The organism is Tateyamaria sp. LSS28 (assembly GCF_059611725.1).
This window is the reverse complement of the sequence record NZ_JCAPFI010000003.1, coordinates 147,494-164,387: the sequence shown is the minus strand read 5'-3', so window position 1 is coordinate 164,387 and position 16,894 is coordinate 147,494. Positions and strand designations below refer to the sequence as shown.

Here is a 16,894-nt window from a genome sequence, read left to right as displayed (position 1 = left end):
TCTTTTGGGGAAACAACAGGCTGGGCGATGGACAAACAAATGACACGGCAGGACAAGTTGCCAACGGCGTTGCAGGGCCTCCGCATTCCTATGATCGCGGCCCCATTGTTCATCATTTCGGTGCCCGAGCTGGTGATTGCTCAATGCAAGGCAGGTATTGTCGGATCGTTCCCTGCGCTGAATGCACGCGAAGATGAGGGCGAGCCACCGCTGCTGGATGCATGGCTGACCCAGATTTCAGAAGAGCTTGACCGCCACAACCAGGCCAATCCCGACACACCCGCTGCCCCCTTTGCCGTCAACCAGATTGTGCACAGGTCGAACGGACGGCTGGAGCGCGACCTGGAGATTTGCGTCCGGCACAAAGTGCCAATCTGGATCACGTCACTGGGCGCACGGGTCGAAGTGAACGAGGCCGCGCATTCGTGCGGAGGCGTCGTCCTGCATGACATCATCAACAACACGTTTGCCCGCAAGGCGATCGACAAGGGGGCCGATGGTCTTGTCGCTGTCGCCGCGGGGGCGGGCGGTCACGCGGGCCAACAATCGCCGTTTGCCTTGATCCGCGAGATCCGCGAATGGTTTGATGGTCCAGTGGCCCTATCTGGCGCCATCGCTACGGGTGAAGCATTGCTAGCGGCCCGCGCGTTAGGTGCCGATTTTGGTTATGTCGGCTCGCCTTTTATTGCGACAGACGAAGCAAACGCGGTGCAGGGATACAAGGACATGATTGTGGACGCCGGCGCTGAGGATATCGTCTATTCCTCTCTGTTTACTGGGGTGTGGGGCAATTACCTGCGTGGTTCGGTTGAGGCGGCTGGTATGGATCCCGACAACTTACCCACCGCAGACGCGGCATCGATGAACTTCTCTTCGGGGTCGTCAAAGCCCAAGGCCTGGAAGACGATTTGGGGCTCTGGACAGGGGGTGGGGGCCGTTACCTCGATAGGACCCGCAGCCGCAATTGTTGACAGGATCGCCAGCGAATATGCGGAAGCCCAGGCACGACTGGCGCAGGACTCTTTAGGAAAACTGTGATGGACACCCAAACGCTTGATACAGCCGCTGTGGCTTCCTTTCTCAAAGACAAGTTGCCAGGGTTTGACAAAGCCATCGAGGCGACAAAGTTCGCGGGGGGCCAATCCAACCCAACTTTTCTTTTGCAGACGAATGCGGGGAACTATGTTCTGCGCCGCAAGCCTCCAGGTCAACTTTTGAAATCGGCTCATGCTGTGGATCGAGAGTTTCGGGTGCAAAAGGCGCTACATGGTTCAGACGTGCCGGTCGCGAAAATGCATGTTTTATGCCAGGATCCATCCGTCATCGGTTCGGACTTTTACGTGATGGATCATGTCGCAGGCAGGAACTTCAACGAACCGACCATGGACGGGGTGAACAATGAGGATCGGTCGGCAATCATCACAGATATGAACCGCGTTTTGGCCGCGCTGCACGAGGTTGATATCGAGGCGGTCGGACTGTCGGATTATGGCCCGCCCGGTCACTATTTGGAGCGGCAGGTTGGGCGCTGGACAAAGCAGTATCGCGCATCCGAAACCCAGAATATCCCGTCGATGAACAGCTTGATTGAGCGACTTGAGGCTGACATGCCCGAAGATGATGGCCAGCGTACGCTGGTGCACGGTGACTATCGCATCGACAACATGATCTTCGAAACCGAGGGCACGCGTTGTCTGGCGGTGCTGGATTGGGAGTTAAGCACAATCGGCCACCCTTATGCAGATCTGGCATCGGTCATCATGCAATGGCAGTTGCCCGCTGGACCGCAGGGCCGCGGATTGATGGGCGTAGATCGCGCCAGTTTGGGGCTGCCGTCTGATGCAGAATTTGTTGGGGCATATTGCGAAAGACGGGGTTTGGATCGCGTCGACCGGTTCGGTTTCTACGTCGCGTTTTGTTTTTTTCGCATGGGGGCGATCATTCAGGGGGTGCTGAAACGAGCCATTGACGGAAATGCGTCCAACCCGGAACGGGCCATGCAACTGGGCGCGTTTGTTCCTGTGTTTGCTGACAACGGATTGAAAGCCCTAGAAAGTGATCAATAACATAGCCTTATCGCGCTTTTATAAAGCTATACATTAAGAATTATTAACGTGTGGCAATCGCGCGCCCGGATTCAACCTAGACGCTTGACTTATCCTGTACCTGTGCAACGCTGGATCTATCCCGCCTCGTAAACTGGCCCGAAAGAGGCCGCCCTGGCGGTCCGCGTCCTAGGGAGGAACATCATGCGCACTACCACAATGCTTGGGTTGACCACTGCCCTTACTTTGGCCGCCAGCACGTTTGCAGCTGGTGCTGACACGATCAAAATCGCTTTCATTGACCCTTTGTCCGGCCCCTTCGCCGGGACAGGCACCAACGGCCTGCACCAATATGAGTTCGCTGCCGAAGAATTGGTGAACAAGAACGGCGGCGTCCTGGATGGCGACATGTTCGAGATTGTCGCCTTTGATAACAAGATCAGCCCCAAGGAATCACTGATCCAGTTGCAGGTCGCGATTGATCAGGGCATTCGCTACATCGCACAGGGCAATTCGTCGGGCGTCGCCAATGCGCTCACGGAAGCGATCAACAAGCACAACCGCCGCAATCCGGACGACAGGGTTTTGTTCCTGAACTATTCAGCGGTTGATCCAGCGCTGACAAACGACAAATGCAACTTCTGGCATTTCCGCTTCGACGCTAATGCGGACATCAAGATGGACGCGCTGACTGACAGTATAGTCAGCAACGATGCGATTGAAAAAGTTTACATCATTGGTCAGGACTACAGCTTCGGCAAAGCCGTTGCGGCTGCTGCTGTAAAGTATCTGGGCGAAAAGGCCCCGGAAATCGAAATTGTCGGGAACGAGCTGCACCCCATCGGTAAGGTCAAGGACTTCACCCCATACAGCCGCAAGATCGTTGCCTCCGAGGCGGATGCGGTCATCACGGGCAACTGGGGTGCTGACATGGTGGGGCTTGGCAAATCCGTGCTGGAGAACGGGTTCACTGGACCGATATATACCTACTACGCGGCCGCCGACGGGATCACCGCAGCTTTCGGAGATGCGGGGGTCGGAAGCCTACGGCTTGTCGCCGAAGGGCAATTGAATCCGCCGCCAAATGACCGCGCTTCAGAGTATATTCAAGCGTTCAAGGCCAAGTACCCTGACGGCAATTTGAGCCAGGCCCGTATCACCAACGTCATCGAGATGCTGGCGAAGGCAATCAATGAGGCTGGTAGCGCTGATGACGTTGTGCCGGTGGCCTATGCACTTGCCGGAATGGAGCACGAGAGCCTTTGGGGCGGCAATTTGATGATGCGCGAAAGCGATCACCAGCTGATCCAGAACGTCCACATTATGGAGCATACCGATGACGTGGTGTACGACCACGACAATTCCGGCTTCGGCGTAAAGGTGGTAAAAACGGTCGAGATGGCCGCGGCCGACAGCCCCACAAGCTGCAAGATGCGCCGCCCGTAACTTGATCCAGTGGGGCCGCGTTTCGTTGGCCCCGCATTTTCTTCTGACCAAAAATACCACGGGGAGTTTGAGGGGTGGAACCCCTCAAACTCAAACAGAAATCGCGTCGCGCAAGCGGCATTGGGATCACGCCTGATATGGACCTTATCCTCGTCAATCTGATCGATGGACTTGTGACCGGCCTGCTGCTTTTCATGCTGTCGGCTGGTCTGACGCTGATCTTTTCCATGATGGGCGTGCTCAACTTTGCCCATGCCAGTTTCTACATGCTGGGCGCATATTTCGCCTTCCAGATCAGTCTGTATATCGGTTTCTGGATGGGCTTGCTCATCGCGCCGCTTGTTGTTGGTGTGCTCGGAGCAGGTGTGGAACGCTATGGGCTTAGGCGTGTGCACCAATATGGCCACGTGCCAGAGCTGATCTTTACCTTCGGACTCGCGTTGCTGATCGAAGAGGTGGTTCAGTTCATCTGGGGCAAGAACCAGATGCCCTATGCCACGCCCGAAATCCTGCAATTCACCGCGTTCTCCATCGCGGGCAATTCCATCCCTGCCTACAAGATCTTCATGATCTTCATTTCGATCGCGATCTTCATTGGATTGCTTTACGTCCTGACGCGGACACGCGTTGGCATGATTATCCAGGCTGCCCTGACATATCCCAAAACGGTCGAGGCTTTGGGGCACAATGTGCCGTTGATCTTCATGGGTGTGTTTGGCGTCGGTACGGCGCTGGCTGGTGTGGCTGGCGTCATCGCTGGGCCCGTGCTGGGCACATTCCCGGGTATGGCCTTTGTCCTTGGCTCAATCGTCTTCGTCACAATCGTCATTGGCGGGCTGGGCTCGCTTTGGGGCGCGCTTGTCGCTTCTTTGCTCATCGGTTGGATCACCACCTTTTCCAAAGCTTACAATCTGCGGATGGAAGACCTGCTCACATGGGCAGGCTTTACCAAACCCGAACCGATCTGGGACAGCGCGTGGCGTGATTTATGGTCGATCACCAGCCCGCAGATTGCGGACATCCTGCCCTACATCCTTATGGTTTTGATCCTGATTTTCCGTCCTTATGGCCTGTTCGGAAAGCGTGACGCATGACAGATCAGTTCACCTCAGACCCGTCAAAACCAGCACAACGGATGCGCGCCGGCTCCATGGTCATCCCACTGGTGCCGTGGGGGATCGCAGCAGTATTGCTGATGGTTCTGCCGTTCATTTTTACGGCCAATTCTGCCATAACCATCATGAACCAGATGGCCATCACGATCATCTTTGCGCTGGCATACAACATGCTGCTGGGGCAGGGCGGCATGCTGTCCTTCGGTCACGCAGTCTACGCCGGTGTCGGTGGGTTCGCCTGTGTTCACATCATGAACATGGATGACTTCTTTGCCGGTATCCCGCTGCCCCTTCTGCCTATCTTTGGCGGGCTCATGGGGATGGGACTGGCGACCATCGTCGGAAGCTTTTCAACCCGCAAGGCGGGCACAGTCTTTGCCATGATCTCCCTTGGCGTGGGTGAGCTGATAGCGGCCTGTTCCGTCATCATCGTCGCCTTTTTCGGTGGCGAAGAGGGGATATCGGGCGACCGCACTTACGGCATGCCGTTCTTCGGTGTCGAATTTTTGCAACAGATTGAGGTCTACTACCTGATCGCTGCATGGCTCTTGATATCTGCTGCATTGATGTATCTTTACTCCCGCACTCCGCTCGGCCGTATGGCGAACGCCGTACGCGACAACCCCGAGCGGGCCGAATTTCTGGGCTATTCCGCGCGCTGGGTCCGCTTCTTTTCCTTTGTCGCATCCGGTTTTTTCGCAGGGGTCGCGGGCGCGCTTTTTGCCGTCAACTACGAGATATTGACCGAAGAAAACTTGAACACCACGCAGTCCGGGCTCATCCTGCTTGCCACCTTCTTGGGCGGTGTCGGTTTCTTCTTTGGACCTATTCTGGGCGCCATAGTGTTCACCTTGGTGCAGACCGTGCTGAGCCTGCAAACCGAACTGTGGGGGTTTTATCTTGGCATCGTCTTTGTCGTGACGGTGATGTTTTTTCCCGGTGGGCTCGCAGGGCTGATCATGATGCATGTGCCAGCCATGCGCCTTGGCAAGCTGGGTCGGCTAGGCATACCCTACCTCAAGACGCTAGGGGCTGGTGCCGTTGGATGCTTGGGGGCCGCCGCGCTGATCGAGATGACGTTCCATCTGCGTCATGCAAGTGCGGGCGATCATAGCATGACCCTTTATTGGATCACATTCGACAGTCACACCATGCTGCCTTGGATTGTCGCGATCGCTGTCACTCTGATCGGCTTTGGCATCGTGCGCGCCACGGCACCCGCACTGGCCGAGGCGTGGAATGATGCCAACACTCCCGACGGAGCCCCACGATGAGCGCCGCGCTGGAACTAGACGGACTCAAGAAGTCCTTTGGCCAAACCGAGATCATTCGCGGTGTGGACCTCAGCATCGGCAAGGGTGAACGACACGCGATCATCGGACCTAACGGCGCGGGCAAGTCGACCCTGTTCAACTTGATCACTGGTCGTTTTCCCCAGACCGAGGGCGCCATCCGCCTTCACGGTCAGGACCTCGCTGGCAAGGCGCCCTTCGAGATCAACCGTATGGGTCTGTCCCGCAGTTTTCAGATCACTAACATCTTCCCCAAGATGACAGTGTTTGAAAATGTTCGCTGTTCGTTGCTGTGGTCCATGGGATACCGCTATAACTTCTGGTCCATGGTTGGGCGCTCCCGCGCACTGACGGAAGGGACCGATGAAATCCTCGACCAGATCAACCTGACGGCCCGCCGCGATCTGCCCGCGGGTGTGCTCAGCTACGCCGAGCAACGCGCGTTGGAGATCGGAATTACGATAGCCGGTGGTGCAGATGTGATTATGCTGGACGAACCCACCGCCGGGATGAGCCATTCGGAAACCGACTACATCGTCGATTTGATCCGCACCGTGACAACGGGGAAGACATTGATCATGGTTGAGCATGATATGGGCGTCGTCTTTGGCCTTGCAGATCAGATATCGGTATTGGTCTACGGCGAAATCATCGCGACCGGCACACCTGAAGCCGTTCGCGCAAACACCAAGGTTCAGGAAGCGTACCTTGGCGAAGCATTGGAGACGCACTGATGCTCGATGTTGCTGACCTGCATGCCTATTACGGCAAGTCCCATATCCTCCAGGGCGTTAATATCCAGATCGCCGAGGGAGAGATTGTTGCGCTGCTGGGCCGAAACGGGGTGGGGCGCTCGACCACGTGCAAGGCTGTGATGGGGGAAGTGGAACCGCATGGTTCGGTGAAGTTCCGCGGGCAGGAGATTGCGGGCAAGAAAGCCTACGAGGTTGCCAATCTCGGGATTGGGTACGTGCCCGAAAACCGGGATATCTTTCCGGGGCTCACAACCCGTCAGAACCTGATCTTGGGCCTCAAACCCGGTCAAAAGGATGGGCAGGGACGTTGGTCGATGCAGGACATGTTCGACATGTTCGAAAACCTTGCACACCGGGCTGATGTCGAGGCATCTGTGCTGTCAGGTGGCGAGCAGCAGATGCTGACCATGTGTCGGACATTGATGGGCGATCCGGACCTCGTGATGATTGACGAACCGACGGAAGGTCTATCGCCGCAAATGGTGCAACGGGTCGCACAACTGCTGCAGGAGATTGCGGCACGAGGGATTGCAACACTGCTTGTCGAACAAAAACTGTCCATCGCCTTGGATATCGCGCACCGCGTCTATGTCATGGGACATGGGCAGGTCGTGTTTGAAGGCACACCCGCAGAATTGAAAGCACGTGATGACATCCGTAAGGAGTGGTTGGAAGTCTGACTATCTTCTGAGCGAAAATATCAACGGGGGCGGCAGCCGGGCGGACGTAGCGACCCCAGAATGTCGATGTAGCGTCGCTGCCTTCGGACTAAAGTGCAGCGGCCTTTTTGTACGCTGACCGTGTCGTCAGTCGATCAACGTACTGAGCCAACTGCGGCATCTGAGACATGTCGATGCCAATACCTTTTGCAGTAATCGCCGCCGATCCTGTCATGATGTCAGCTGCAGAAAAGTCACCAGCCAGATAGTCCCGACTGTCCAGAGCGGCATCGACGGGCACCAACATCTGTCCAAGCAGCTTTTTCGCGCGTTTGGCATGGATTTTGGACTGCCGTTCGGGCGGCAAGAAGAATGTTTCGACCATGTAACTGTTCACCTGCGGCATCAGCATCCCCTCAGAGTAATGCAGCCATTGCAAATAGGTGGGATAATCTGCGCTGCTCTCAGCCGGTCGAAATCGACCGTCGCCATGGCGTGTGAGCAGGTATTCAAGGATCGCGCCGCTTTCCATGATCTGCACATCGCCATCAACCAGCACCGGCACGCGGCCCATGGGATGAATGTCAGCGCGGTATTCAGGGCTGCGCATGGAAGGATCACCGAGTGCGTAGGACACAAGCTCATAATCGAGGCCCATCTCCTCCAGCAGCCATGCCACACGTATCGCCCGGCTGCGCGGTGCAAAGTAAAGCTTGAGCATTGAGATCCTCCCTTGGTTTCAGGCTATTCCCCAGTCTTTTGTCTTGGCAAGGCGGCAAGGCCCCGTATCGTGGCGATATGTCACTGACGCTAGATTCACGCCGCCTTGCCCGTTTTCAGAATTGGGCAGATCGCTATACATCCGACCAGAGATTTGCAGGCTTGTCTGTCCTAATCCGTCAGCACGGAAAGGAAGTTTGTTACGCTCAATCCGGTGTGCGGGATCTTGAAACCGGGGCTGCTTTTGATCGGAACACTGTGGCGCGCATCTATTCGATGACCAAACCAATCACGTCGCTGATCCTCCTGATGTTGGTTGAAGAAGGCTTGCTGCATCTGGATGCGCCGCTGTCCCGTTTTCTACCCGCGTTTTCCGATATGCGTGCCCTTCGGCCCGGGGCGGTTGATCTGTCGCAAACCAAACCCTGTGTCACCCCCACTTTGCACCACTTGCTCACTCATCGATCTGGTTTGAGTTACCCATTCAATCCGGGTGTTCTGCCAGAGGCGATGGCAGAGCAGGATTTGCTGTTTAAACCCGCAGCGGGCACGTTGGCCGAACAATGTGACGAACTTGCCGGACTGCCGCTGGCTTTTGAACCCGGGCAGCGTTGGGAGTATTCGGTTGGTATCGATGTGATTGGCCGAGTGATCGAGGTGGTCACCGGCCAGGCGCTTGATCAAGTCTTTCGCGAACGGGTGCTGGACCCACTGGGTATGGGGGACACCTGGTTCTCGGTTTCGGATGGAACGCTTGACCGTTTTGCCAGCCTGTATACTCCGCTGGCCTGGGATGCCATGGACTTGAACGCTGCTACAAACGGTGACAGTTCGCTCAGGCTTTTTGATGCTGCTGCAAACTCTCCGTTCCGGCGCACCACCTGTTTCAGTGGCGGCGGCGGCCTGGTCGGGACAATCGACGATTACATGTCGTTCGCCGAATGCTTGCGGAACCGAGGGCAGGGGCTGATATCACCGTCGACGGCCGATTTCATGATGTCGAACCATTTGCCCGGAGATATCGCCAGCCTTGGCCCCGCGAGCTTTGCCGAACAACCGATGGACGGCATGGGGTTTGGGATTGGCGGTGCGGTCGTTGTCGACCCGGCCCGCAGCCGCGTACCTTCGTCGATTGGTGATTTCAGCTGGGGTGGTATGGCATCTACGTTCTTCTGGGTCGACCGTGTACATGATGTAAGCGTCGTCTTCTTCACCCAACTCAGCCCGTCCTCCAGCTACCCGGCGCGGGCCGAACTCAAAGCGCTGGTGCATGGCGCATTGATGTGACAGGAAAAAATCCATGACAGATGCACATCAGACGTTGTTGGACCTTCTCGCCGTAGAGCGGCTTGAAGTCGATTTGTTCCGTGGAACCGGGCAGGGTGGCGAGACACCCACGCGTATTTTTGGCGGTCAGGTGATCGGGCAGGCATTGGCGGCAGCTTATCGCACAGTCGAGGACCGGTTGTGCCATTCGTTACATGCCTACTTTATCCGTCCGGGCGATCCGTCCATCCCGGTGATCTATCAGGTTGATCGCGCGCGGGATGGCGGAAGCTTTACGACGCGGCGCGTCGTGGCAATCCAGCATGGGCGGCAGATCCTGAACATGTCTGCGTCCTTTCACGCGGATGAGGACGGCTGGTCGCATCAACACCCCATGCCGGATGTAGAAGGTCCGGACCACCTGTCCGACCGTACAACGCTGCGCGAAGCCGTGGTGGATCGGATACCTGAGAAGTTCCATGAAGAGTTCCTGCGCCCGCGTCCGATTGATATCCGAGAGGTTGCGCCGCGTGATTTCTTCGCGCCGGACCCGATGGATGACCGCAGTCACCTTTGGTTCCGCATGGCTGCGGCGCGCGGGATCAGTCCGCAATTGCAACATTGCCTTCTGGCCTATGCGTCGGATCTGAACCTATTGGGGACGGCATTGCGGCGCCACGGACAAACCTGGTTCACTGGGCGTGTGATGGCGGCCAGTCTTGATCATGCCGTGTGGTTCCATGCGCCTGCGGAATTCTGTGACTGGCACTTGTACACCATGGACAGTCCGTGGTCAGGCAAAGGCAGGGGCTTTAACCGCGGCATGATCTACGACAAGAACGGAACGCTGGTCGCATCGGTTGCGCAAGAAGGGCTTATTCGTCCAATCACGCCGAAGAGTTAACCGCTATAAGCGCGGTTCAATTTTTGCATGCCAGCAATCCAACGGTCATAATCCCCCGTCTTGAGCTGCATGTACTTGAGTACGTTCGCGTGCGGTAGAACCAGAAATGTCTCATCCCGGATGGCGTCGACACAGGCACGCGCGGCATCTTCGGGTTCAAGCATTCCGTCTATGGCTGCTACATGGTCTTCGTGACCTTCGGTCATTGCGGTGCGAACCGCTTGGGGGCACAAGACCGATACCTTGATACCGGCATCGCCATGCGTGATGGCCAACCATTCGGCAAGTCCCACGGCCGCGTGCTTTGTCACACCGTATGGAGCTGATCCAATCTGGTTCAGAAGACCGGCAGCAGAAGCGGTGTTCAGCAGATAACCGCCGCCACGCTCTGTCATGCGCGGCACAACGTGCCGTGCCGCCCAGACATGCGCCATCACGTTGATATCCCACAAACGTTGCCAGTCTGCATCTGGCGCCTCTGCGCCACCTTCGACCAAAACACCTGCGTTGGAGCAGAAGATGTCGATCGGGCCGACAGACGCTTCGGTTGTTTCTATCAGGGACTTGATCTGTTCCTCGTTTGCGACATCAACTTTTGCCGCTGTGCCTTTGATTTTATTCGAGGTTTCCTCGGAGCCTGCGATATCACGGTCAGCGCAAATGATGTGTTTGGCACCCTCATTTGCAAACGCATAACAGAGTGCACGGCCTATACCTCCGGCTGCACCGGTGACGACGATAATCTTGTCTTTGATATCCATGAGCAACCTCGATGCCGGTGCGTCGAATGAGGCACTATCACACAGTAAGTCGCATCGGTTTTGATGCCAAGTCAGGCTGTTAGCGATTGTTGGAGTAGGCCGTTGCTTGGCGTCTGATACCTTCCGCCGGTCAGTCGGTGTATGTCAAAGCAGATGTTTGCCAAATGGGCGAATGGGCGTTAGTGTCGTAGTCCGAGAAACACAGTCACAATGGGAGGGCACAAGCTGAGCATGCGCATCACACGTCGACTTCAGCATGGTCCCCGCGTCGCCCTGTAAATTCGTTTGCAGGGCTGACCAAAGGTAATCTCACCACCCGGTCTGCCCAAAGCCGCGCTGCGGCACCCATTCCGTGTTCCGAGATTCCTATGGCTATCCTGCATTCAAACGCTCTGGCAGTAACGCTGAGCAATACGCTCTTTTCTGACCTCAACTTCACAATTTCCAAAGGCAACCGCATCGGTCTGGTTGCGCAAAACGGCAGCGGAAAGTCGACACTTCTGTCCTGTCTTGCCGGGGAGATTGACCAAACCAGCGGCGAAATCACGCGGGCCCGTGGGTTGCGCATTGGCTTTGTAAGGCAAGACCTTCCAACACATGCGTTGTCCTACACGATGTATGATTGGGTATTGGCGGAGCTTCCATCTGAACAGGTTGATTATGAAAGCTGGCGTGTCGACGTGGTGCTGAATGATTTGTCCGTTCCATATGAGTTCCAACACAGATCACTGGCAGAGCTTAGTGGCGGGTGGCAACGCATGGCGATGCTTGCGGCTGCCTGGGTCAACGAGCCGGGTTTGTTGCTGCTGGACGAGCCCACCAACCATTTGGATTTGCAGCGTATCGCTGGCCTTGAGAGCTGGATGGCCGCGTTGCCCAGTGATTTGCCAGTGTTGATGACTTCGCATGACCGGGCATTCCTGGATGCTGTGACCAATGGCACGCTGTTCTTGCGCCCAGAGCAGTCGCGCTTCTTTGCGTTGCCGTTTTCGGCTGCCCGCGCGGCCCTTCAAGAAGCCGACATTGCGGACGCGCGTCGGTTTGCCAATGATCTAAACAAGGCGCAGCAGCTACGGAAGCAGGCGGCGAAGTTGAAGAATGTAGGTGTGAATTCCGGCTCTGATCTGCTGTTGACCAAGACAAAGCAGCTGACCGAGCGGGCTAACAAAATAGAAGCCGCCGCAAGACCTGCGCATAAGGGTAAAAACGCAGGAGACATCAAGCTATCGAACAGCGGAACGCACGCCAAAGCATTGATTGCCCTTGATGACGTTGTAGTCAAAACCCCAGACAATAGGTTGCTATACAGAACCGGAAAGAAATGGATATCGCCGGGTGATCGGGTCGTGTTGTTGGGGGCGAACGGTGCGGGCAAGACCCAAATGGTCAAGATGATCGCACGCGCTTTGGACGGTGAAGACACAACAATTAGATGCGCGGCATCTGCCGTCGCCGGGTATTCTGATCAGCATCTCAGCCAGCTTTCAGACGACAATACACCCATGCGCGCTGTGACACACAACTTCGACATCGGTGATCAACGGGCGCGGGGGGTATTGGCCGGTGCGGGCGTCAGCTATCAGATGCAGGATACAAGGATTGGAGCCCTGTCCGGTGGGCAGAAGGCGCGGCTGACCATGTTGGTGCTTCGCCTGAAAGCCCCCAATTTCTATCTCTTGGATGAGCCTACGAACCATCTGGATATCGACGGTCAGGAGGCGTTGGAGAACGAACTGATCGATCACGAGACATCATGCCTGCTGGTCAGCCATGATAGGCGCTTTTTGCGAAATGTAGGCAACCGGTTTTGGTGTATTCAAGGACAGGCTTTGCAAGAGGTCGATAGCCCGGACGACTTCCTCAACGCCGAAATGCAAACACCATAAATCACGGTTGATGTCGTGTGATCCTGCACAAGAGGCGCATCCGTAGCCACACGGCGATGTCGATCCGCCTGTTCGCTAAAGCACCGGCGGCATCGCCGCATTGGACAAACGCGCCACAGACAATATCCTGACACGGAGGTCGAGAGCAGAACCGTTTTGGAGGAAACGATGTCTGCAGTAGAACATATCAAAGAGATTGAAGCCGCTCTGTCGGAACGCCCAGTGCAACGCGACGACTTTGTCGTTGCGTCATGGCGCAGATGTATCGAACAGCACGGGCTTGATCCAACCAAACCAACGCCAGCGTATATTCTGCCGGAACGCCAACTCCGACATCATCAGCAGCAGGCTGAACGATTGACCTCAATTGCACGGTCCGGGTTGGAAGAGTTGTTCCGGCAGGTTGCAAGCCAAAATTACGTCTTGTTGCTCACGGATGCACAAGGCGTCACCGTCGACTATTTTGGGGACGCAAATTTTGAAGACGATCTTCGTGCGTCGGGATTGTTTCTCGGGTCGTCATGGTCCGAAGCACAATCGGGGACCAATGGCATAGGGGCCTGCATCGCGACTGGCCGAGCGGTGACAGTTCATCAGGAAGATCACTTTGATCTGCATCACGTTCCGCTGAGTTGCAGTGCTGCCCCCATTTATGATCTCAGTGGCAGTCTGGCTGCTGTTCTGGACGTATCGTTGCTGCGGTCTCCACAGCCAAAGGCGACACAAGCATTGGCGTTGCATATGGTCAAGACAGCGGCACGACGCATTGAACTTGCCAATCTGATGGCCGAAATGAGAACGAATTGGGTACTGCGTTTTTCTCGACGACCGGAGTTTGTGGATGTGGACCCAGATGGTGCACTGGCCATCGATAATTCTGGAACGATCATTGGTGCTACGCGACAGGCTCAACGCATTTTGTCCGGCCCTGTGGGCAGTGCGGTCGTTGGAAAGTCACTGAATTCATTTCTGGATCTTGAAATAGATGACCTTCCCACGTTCTCCAGAAGCCGTCTCACACGGGAACGATGTGTGTTCCTTAAATCGGGTGATGTCGTCTATGCACATGCAATAGCTCCTCAGCCTGCGACCCGCCTCCGCAAACTCCCTTTGTCCGCAAAACTGTCGAATGCATTTGCGGCTTTGCATTGTGGCGACCCCGAGGTTGAACAGATGCTGAGCAAAGCAGAGCGCTTGGCAGCGAATGACGTGCCGATCTGGATTACAGGTTCGAGCGGAACTGGAAAAGAGCGACTGGCTCGCGCCATTCACAAAAAACGTGATGAGCGTGCTCCATTTGTCGTCGTTCAATGCGCAGATTTCCCAGGGCGCCATTTGGAAACTATTCTTTTTGGGGACAACAACGGTGATGGCGGTCTTGTTGCTCGCGCACGGGATGGTGTGCTGTTTCTCGATGCGGCAGATGAAATGCCGGCAACCGTTCAGGCGCGTCTGGCCCGTGCGCTCACGGACGATGGAATACGGCCCACAAGCGGCGCCAACCCAATTGCCATCAAAGCCAAAATTATCTCAGCAAGCACTGTAACACTGTCCGAATGCGATATGCGCGACGACTTGATATTTCGATTGGGTGGGGCGTGTCTCGATCTTCCGGACCTTGATGACCGTACGGACATTGACGGTCTTGTCGACAAGATCATGCGGCTGACTGGTATCGCGGCGCCAAAGACATTCACGATGTCGGACGGCGCTCGATCCCATCTCAGAAACCGCAATTGGCCGGGAAACATTAGAGAGCTGAAGAACACGCTGCGTGTCTCAATGGCTCTGAGTGACGATGGTTTCATTGACATTGAACACATCCCAAAGCCTGTGACAAAGCCGCAAGCTGACTCTGCGGCGGGATGGATTGCAGACCTTGAACGCTGTTTGGACGAATGCGGATGGAACATATCGCGTGCAGCGCGTTTGCGCGGCGTGGACAGAACAACGATCCACAGACAGATGAAACGCGCCGGGATCAGACGCCCTTGATGCCACAGGGTGTGGCGTTGCATCACAATTTCACCCCAATTTGCGCTGCGACGCAGCGCGATAGCACTCTTTGGATGGGCCTCTCCTACACCCCCAGCAATGATCGCCTTCAAACACTGGAAGGAGGATCATTTCATGCTGGATACATTACATAGTGATCAAGTCGAGGACACGCTGAACCGGTTCGGTGATGCCTTGGAAAACGGACGGGTGGATGAGGCCGTTTCCATGTTTCAGGCCGATTGTTATTGGCGCGATCTTGTCTCGTTTACGTGGAACATTCGCACGATGGAGGGGCAGGACGCGATCCGCGACATGCTGCAAGCTCAGCTTTCAGCAATCAAACCTAAAGGTTGGCAAGTTGCAGATGGCGAGGTCGTCACGGAAGAAGGCGGCATTGTCACCGCATGGATTACGTTCGAAACCGATGTGTCACGAGGCTATGGCCTTATCCGTTTGAAAGACGGATTGATCTGGACGCTGCTCACGTCAATGACAGAGTTGAAAGGTCACGAAGAGCCGCTTGGCTATGAAAGACCACTAGGTGCCAAGCATGGTGTGGGAAAAGGTCGGAAATCCTGGCGCGAAGAACGAGACCAGGAGATTGCCGAACTCGGCCATTCTGTCCAGCCCTACACCGTGATCGTCGGAGGCGGGCAGGGTGGAATTGCGCTTGGTGCACGGCTGCGTCAGCTTGGTGTGCCCACCATCATTATCGAGAAAAACGACAAACCCGGAGACAGTTGGCGCAATCGCTACAAGTCGCTCTGCCTGCATGATCCGGTCTGGTACGACCACCTTCCTTATCTGCCGTTCCCATCAAACTGGCCTGTCTTCTCGCCCAAGGACAAGATCGGCGATTGGCTTGAGATGTACACCAAGATCATGGAGTTAAACTATTGGACCAAGACCACGGCGAAATCTGCCAAGTTCGATGAAGGCTCCAAAGAATGGACTGTGGTGGTCGAGCGTGACGGTGAAGAAATCACATTGCGACCCAAACAACTGGTGATGGCCACCGGGATGTCAGGCAAGGCAAACGTCCCGAGTTTCCGCGGCATGGATAAGTTCAAGGGAGATCAGCATCATTCATCCAAGCATCCGGGTCCCGATACCTACAAGGGGAAGAAAGCTGTTGTCATCGGGTCCAACAACTCCGCCCATGATATCTGTGCCGCATTGTGGGAAAATGATGTTGACGTAACAATGGTTCAGCGGTCGACAACCCATATCGTCCGATCTGATCCCCTCATGGAGATCGGCCTTGGCGATCTCTATTCAGAGCGGGCCCTCGAAGCTGGCGTGACGACCCAGAAGGCGGACATGATTTTTGCGTCCTTGCCGTACAAGATCATGCACGAGTTCCAAAAGCCGGTGTACGACAAGATCAAGGAGGTCGATGCGGACTTCTATGCAGGTCTTGAAAAGGCCGGGTTCCAACTGGATTGGGGGGCTGACGGATCGGGTTTGTTCATGAAGTACCTGCGTCGTGGCTCCGGTTACTATATCGACGTAGGGGCCAGTCAATTGATCATCGACGGCAAGATCAAGCTTGCCCATGGCCAGGTCAGCGAAGTGGTTGAAGACGGGATATTGCTTGAGGATGGCACGAAGCTCGAAGCCGATCTGATCGTTTATGCGACAGGCTACGGCTCAATGAATGGTTGGGTCGCTGATCTGATTGATCAGGATACGGCCGACAAGGTCGGCAAGTGCTGGGGGCTTGGCTCCGACACACCCAAAGACCCGGGTCCTTGGGAAGGGGAGCAGCGTAACATGTGGAAACCAACACAGCAGGAGAACCTTTGGCTGCATGGTGGAAACCTGCACCAGTCACGGCACTATTCGCAGTACCTGTCTCTGCAACTGAAGGCGCGATATGAGGGGATCGACACGCCCGTTTACAAATTGCAGGCCTCTCACCATCTGGGTCGCTAATCAGTGTACCCGGGGCAACACGTGTTACCTGGGTACACGCTTACGAAATTGTGAAACAGATTTCACGCCCTATTGGGCGCCGGAGTGGTTCACCCAAGCTGTGGGAGTGAGC

Annotated in this window: 14 protein-coding genes; 12 read left to right on the top strand and 2 right to left on the bottom strand. The window is 55.8% G+C overall.

What is annotated here, in order from left to right; translation table 11 throughout:
- Nucleotides 1–39 precede the first annotated feature (39 nt).
- The 7 genes from AC53L6_RS09335 (at nucleotide 40) to AC53L6_RS09305 (ending at nucleotide 7,333) form a co-directional block, all read left to right on the top strand.
- The gene (locus AC53L6_RS09335) at nucleotides 40–1,038 is read left to right on the top strand and encodes an NAD(P)H-dependent flavin oxidoreductase (protein ID WP_496907664.1); all 999 of its coding nucleotides are present in this window, start codon (nucleotides 40–42) and stop codon (nucleotides 1,036–1,038) included.
- Nucleotides 1,038–2,066 (top strand): phosphotransferase family protein, encoded by a 1,029-nt coding sequence (locus tag AC53L6_RS09330; RefSeq protein ID WP_496907663.1) that lies wholly within the window; start codon nucleotides 1,038–1,040, stop codon nucleotides 2,064–2,066. The genes AC53L6_RS09335 and AC53L6_RS09330 overlap by 1 nt, the downstream gene beginning before the upstream one ends.
- Before the next feature lie 183 nt (nucleotides 2,067–2,249).
- A complete protein-coding gene (locus AC53L6_RS09325; protein WP_496907662.1) occupies nucleotides 2,250–3,491 on the top strand; it encodes a branched-chain amino acid ABC transporter substrate-binding protein in 1,242 nt (413 codons plus the stop codon).
- A 74-nt stretch (nucleotides 3,492–3,565) separates the two neighbouring features.
- Entirely contained in the window at nucleotides 3,566–4,585 is a 1,020-nt protein-coding gene (locus AC53L6_RS09320; RefSeq protein WP_496907661.1) for a branched-chain amino acid ABC transporter permease, read from the top strand.
- Nucleotides 4,582–5,880: a branched-chain amino acid ABC transporter permease gene (locus AC53L6_RS09315; RefSeq protein WP_299197239.1), complete on the top strand. Its 1,299-nt coding sequence runs from the start codon at nucleotides 4,582–4,584 to the stop codon at nucleotides 5,878–5,880. The genes AC53L6_RS09320 and AC53L6_RS09315 overlap by 4 nt, the downstream gene beginning before the upstream one ends.
- Nucleotides 5,877–6,632 carry an ABC transporter ATP-binding protein gene (locus AC53L6_RS09310; RefSeq protein ID WP_299197199.1) on the top strand — a complete coding sequence of 252 codons (756 nt, stop codon included), beginning with the start codon at nucleotides 5,877–5,879 and terminating at the stop codon, nucleotides 6,630–6,632. Before AC53L6_RS09315 ends, AC53L6_RS09310 begins: the two co-directional genes overlap by 4 nt.
- The gene (locus AC53L6_RS09305; protein WP_366141795.1) at nucleotides 6,629–7,333 is read left to right on the top strand and encodes an ABC transporter ATP-binding protein; all 705 of its coding nucleotides are present in this window, start codon (nucleotides 6,629–6,631) and stop codon (nucleotides 7,331–7,333) included. Before AC53L6_RS09310 ends, AC53L6_RS09305 begins: the two co-directional genes overlap by 4 nt.
- 88 nt (nucleotides 7,334–7,421) lie before the next feature.
- Here AC53L6_RS09305 and AC53L6_RS09300 read toward each other — a convergent pair whose 3' ends face one another.
- Complete coding sequence (locus AC53L6_RS09300) at nucleotides 7,422–8,033, bottom strand: glutathione S-transferase family protein (protein ID WP_496907660.1); 612 nt, start codon at nucleotides 8,031–8,033, stop codon at nucleotides 7,422–7,424.
- 77 nt (nucleotides 8,034–8,110) lie between these two features.
- On the opposite strand from AC53L6_RS09300, the gene AC53L6_RS09295 reads away from it, so the two are divergent.
- A complete protein-coding gene (locus tag AC53L6_RS09295) occupies nucleotides 8,111–9,319 on the top strand; it encodes a serine hydrolase domain-containing protein (protein WP_496907659.1) in 1,209 nt (402 codons plus the stop codon).
- A 13-nt stretch (nucleotides 9,320–9,332) separates the two neighbouring features.
- Nucleotides 9,333–10,202: an acyl-CoA thioesterase gene (locus AC53L6_RS09290; RefSeq protein ID WP_496907658.1), complete on the top strand. Its 870-nt coding sequence runs from the start codon at nucleotides 9,333–9,335 to the stop codon at nucleotides 10,200–10,202.
- Here AC53L6_RS09290 and AC53L6_RS09285 read toward each other — a convergent pair.
- On the bottom strand, nucleotides 10,199–10,963 hold the full coding sequence (locus AC53L6_RS09285; RefSeq protein WP_496907657.1) for an SDR family oxidoreductase: 765 nt from the start codon (nucleotides 10,961–10,963) through the stop codon (nucleotides 10,199–10,201). The two genes, AC53L6_RS09290 and AC53L6_RS09285, sit on opposite strands and share 4 nt — an antisense overlap.
- Before the next feature lie 368 nt (nucleotides 10,964–11,331).
- On the opposite strand from AC53L6_RS09285, the gene AC53L6_RS09280 reads away from it, so the two are divergent.
- From AC53L6_RS09280 to AC53L6_RS09270, 3 genes are all read left to right on the top strand, one after another.
- Nucleotides 11,332–12,849 (top strand): ABC-F family ATP-binding cassette domain-containing protein, encoded by a 1,518-nt coding sequence (locus tag AC53L6_RS09280; RefSeq protein WP_496907656.1) that lies wholly within the window; start codon nucleotides 11,332–11,334, stop codon nucleotides 12,847–12,849.
- 168 nt (nucleotides 12,850–13,017) lie between these two features.
- The gene (locus AC53L6_RS09275) at nucleotides 13,018–14,844 is read left to right on the top strand and encodes a sigma-54-dependent Fis family transcriptional regulator (protein ID WP_299767975.1); all 1,827 of its coding nucleotides are present in this window, start codon (nucleotides 13,018–13,020) and stop codon (nucleotides 14,842–14,844) included.
- A 135-nt stretch (nucleotides 14,845–14,979) separates the two neighbouring features.
- On the top strand, nucleotides 14,980–16,782 hold the full coding sequence (locus AC53L6_RS09270) for an NAD(P)/FAD-dependent oxidoreductase (protein ID WP_496907655.1): 1,803 nt from the start codon (nucleotides 14,980–14,982) through the stop codon (nucleotides 16,780–16,782).
- Nucleotides 16,783–16,894: the final 112 nt, after the last annotated feature.

What these genes read in the sequence shown, in the direction of transcription:
- AC53L6_RS09335 (WP_496907664.1), top strand. Translation starts at nt 40, where the DNA reads ATGACACGGCAGGACAAGTTGCCAACGGCGTTGCAGGGCCTCCGCATT.
- AC53L6_RS09330 (WP_496907663.1), top strand. Translation starts at nt 1,038, where the DNA reads ATGGACACCCAAACGCTTGATACAGCCGCTGTGGCTTCCTTTCTCAAA.
- AC53L6_RS09325 (WP_496907662.1), top strand. Translation starts at nt 2,250, where the DNA reads ATGCGCACTACCACAATGCTTGGGTTGACCACTGCCCTTACTTTGGCC.
- AC53L6_RS09315 (WP_299197239.1), top strand. Translation starts at nt 4,582, where the DNA reads ATGACAGATCAGTTCACCTCAGACCCGTCAAAACCAGCACAACGGATG.
- AC53L6_RS09310 (WP_299197199.1), top strand. Translation starts at nt 5,877, where the DNA reads ATGAGCGCCGCGCTGGAACTAGACGGACTCAAGAAGTCCTTTGGCCAA.
- AC53L6_RS09300 (WP_496907660.1), bottom strand. Translation starts at nt 8,033, where the DNA reads ATGCTCAAGCTTTACTTTGCACCGCGCAGCCGGGCGATACGTGTGGCA.
- AC53L6_RS09295 (WP_496907659.1), top strand. Translation starts at nt 8,111, where the DNA reads ATGTCACTGACGCTAGATTCACGCCGCCTTGCCCGTTTTCAGAATTGG.
- AC53L6_RS09290 (WP_496907658.1), top strand. Translation starts at nt 9,333, where the DNA reads ATGACAGATGCACATCAGACGTTGTTGGACCTTCTCGCCGTAGAGCGG.
- AC53L6_RS09285 (WP_496907657.1), bottom strand. Translation starts at nt 10,963, where the DNA reads ATGGATATCAAAGACAAGATTATCGTCGTCACCGGTGCAGCCGGAGGT.
- AC53L6_RS09280 (WP_496907656.1), top strand. Translation starts at nt 11,332, where the DNA reads ATGGCTATCCTGCATTCAAACGCTCTGGCAGTAACGCTGAGCAATACG.
- AC53L6_RS09275 (WP_299767975.1), top strand. Translation starts at nt 13,018, where the DNA reads ATGTCTGCAGTAGAACATATCAAAGAGATTGAAGCCGCTCTGTCGGAA.
- AC53L6_RS09270 (WP_496907655.1), top strand. Translation starts at nt 14,980, where the DNA reads ATGCTGGATACATTACATAGTGATCAAGTCGAGGACACGCTGAACCGG.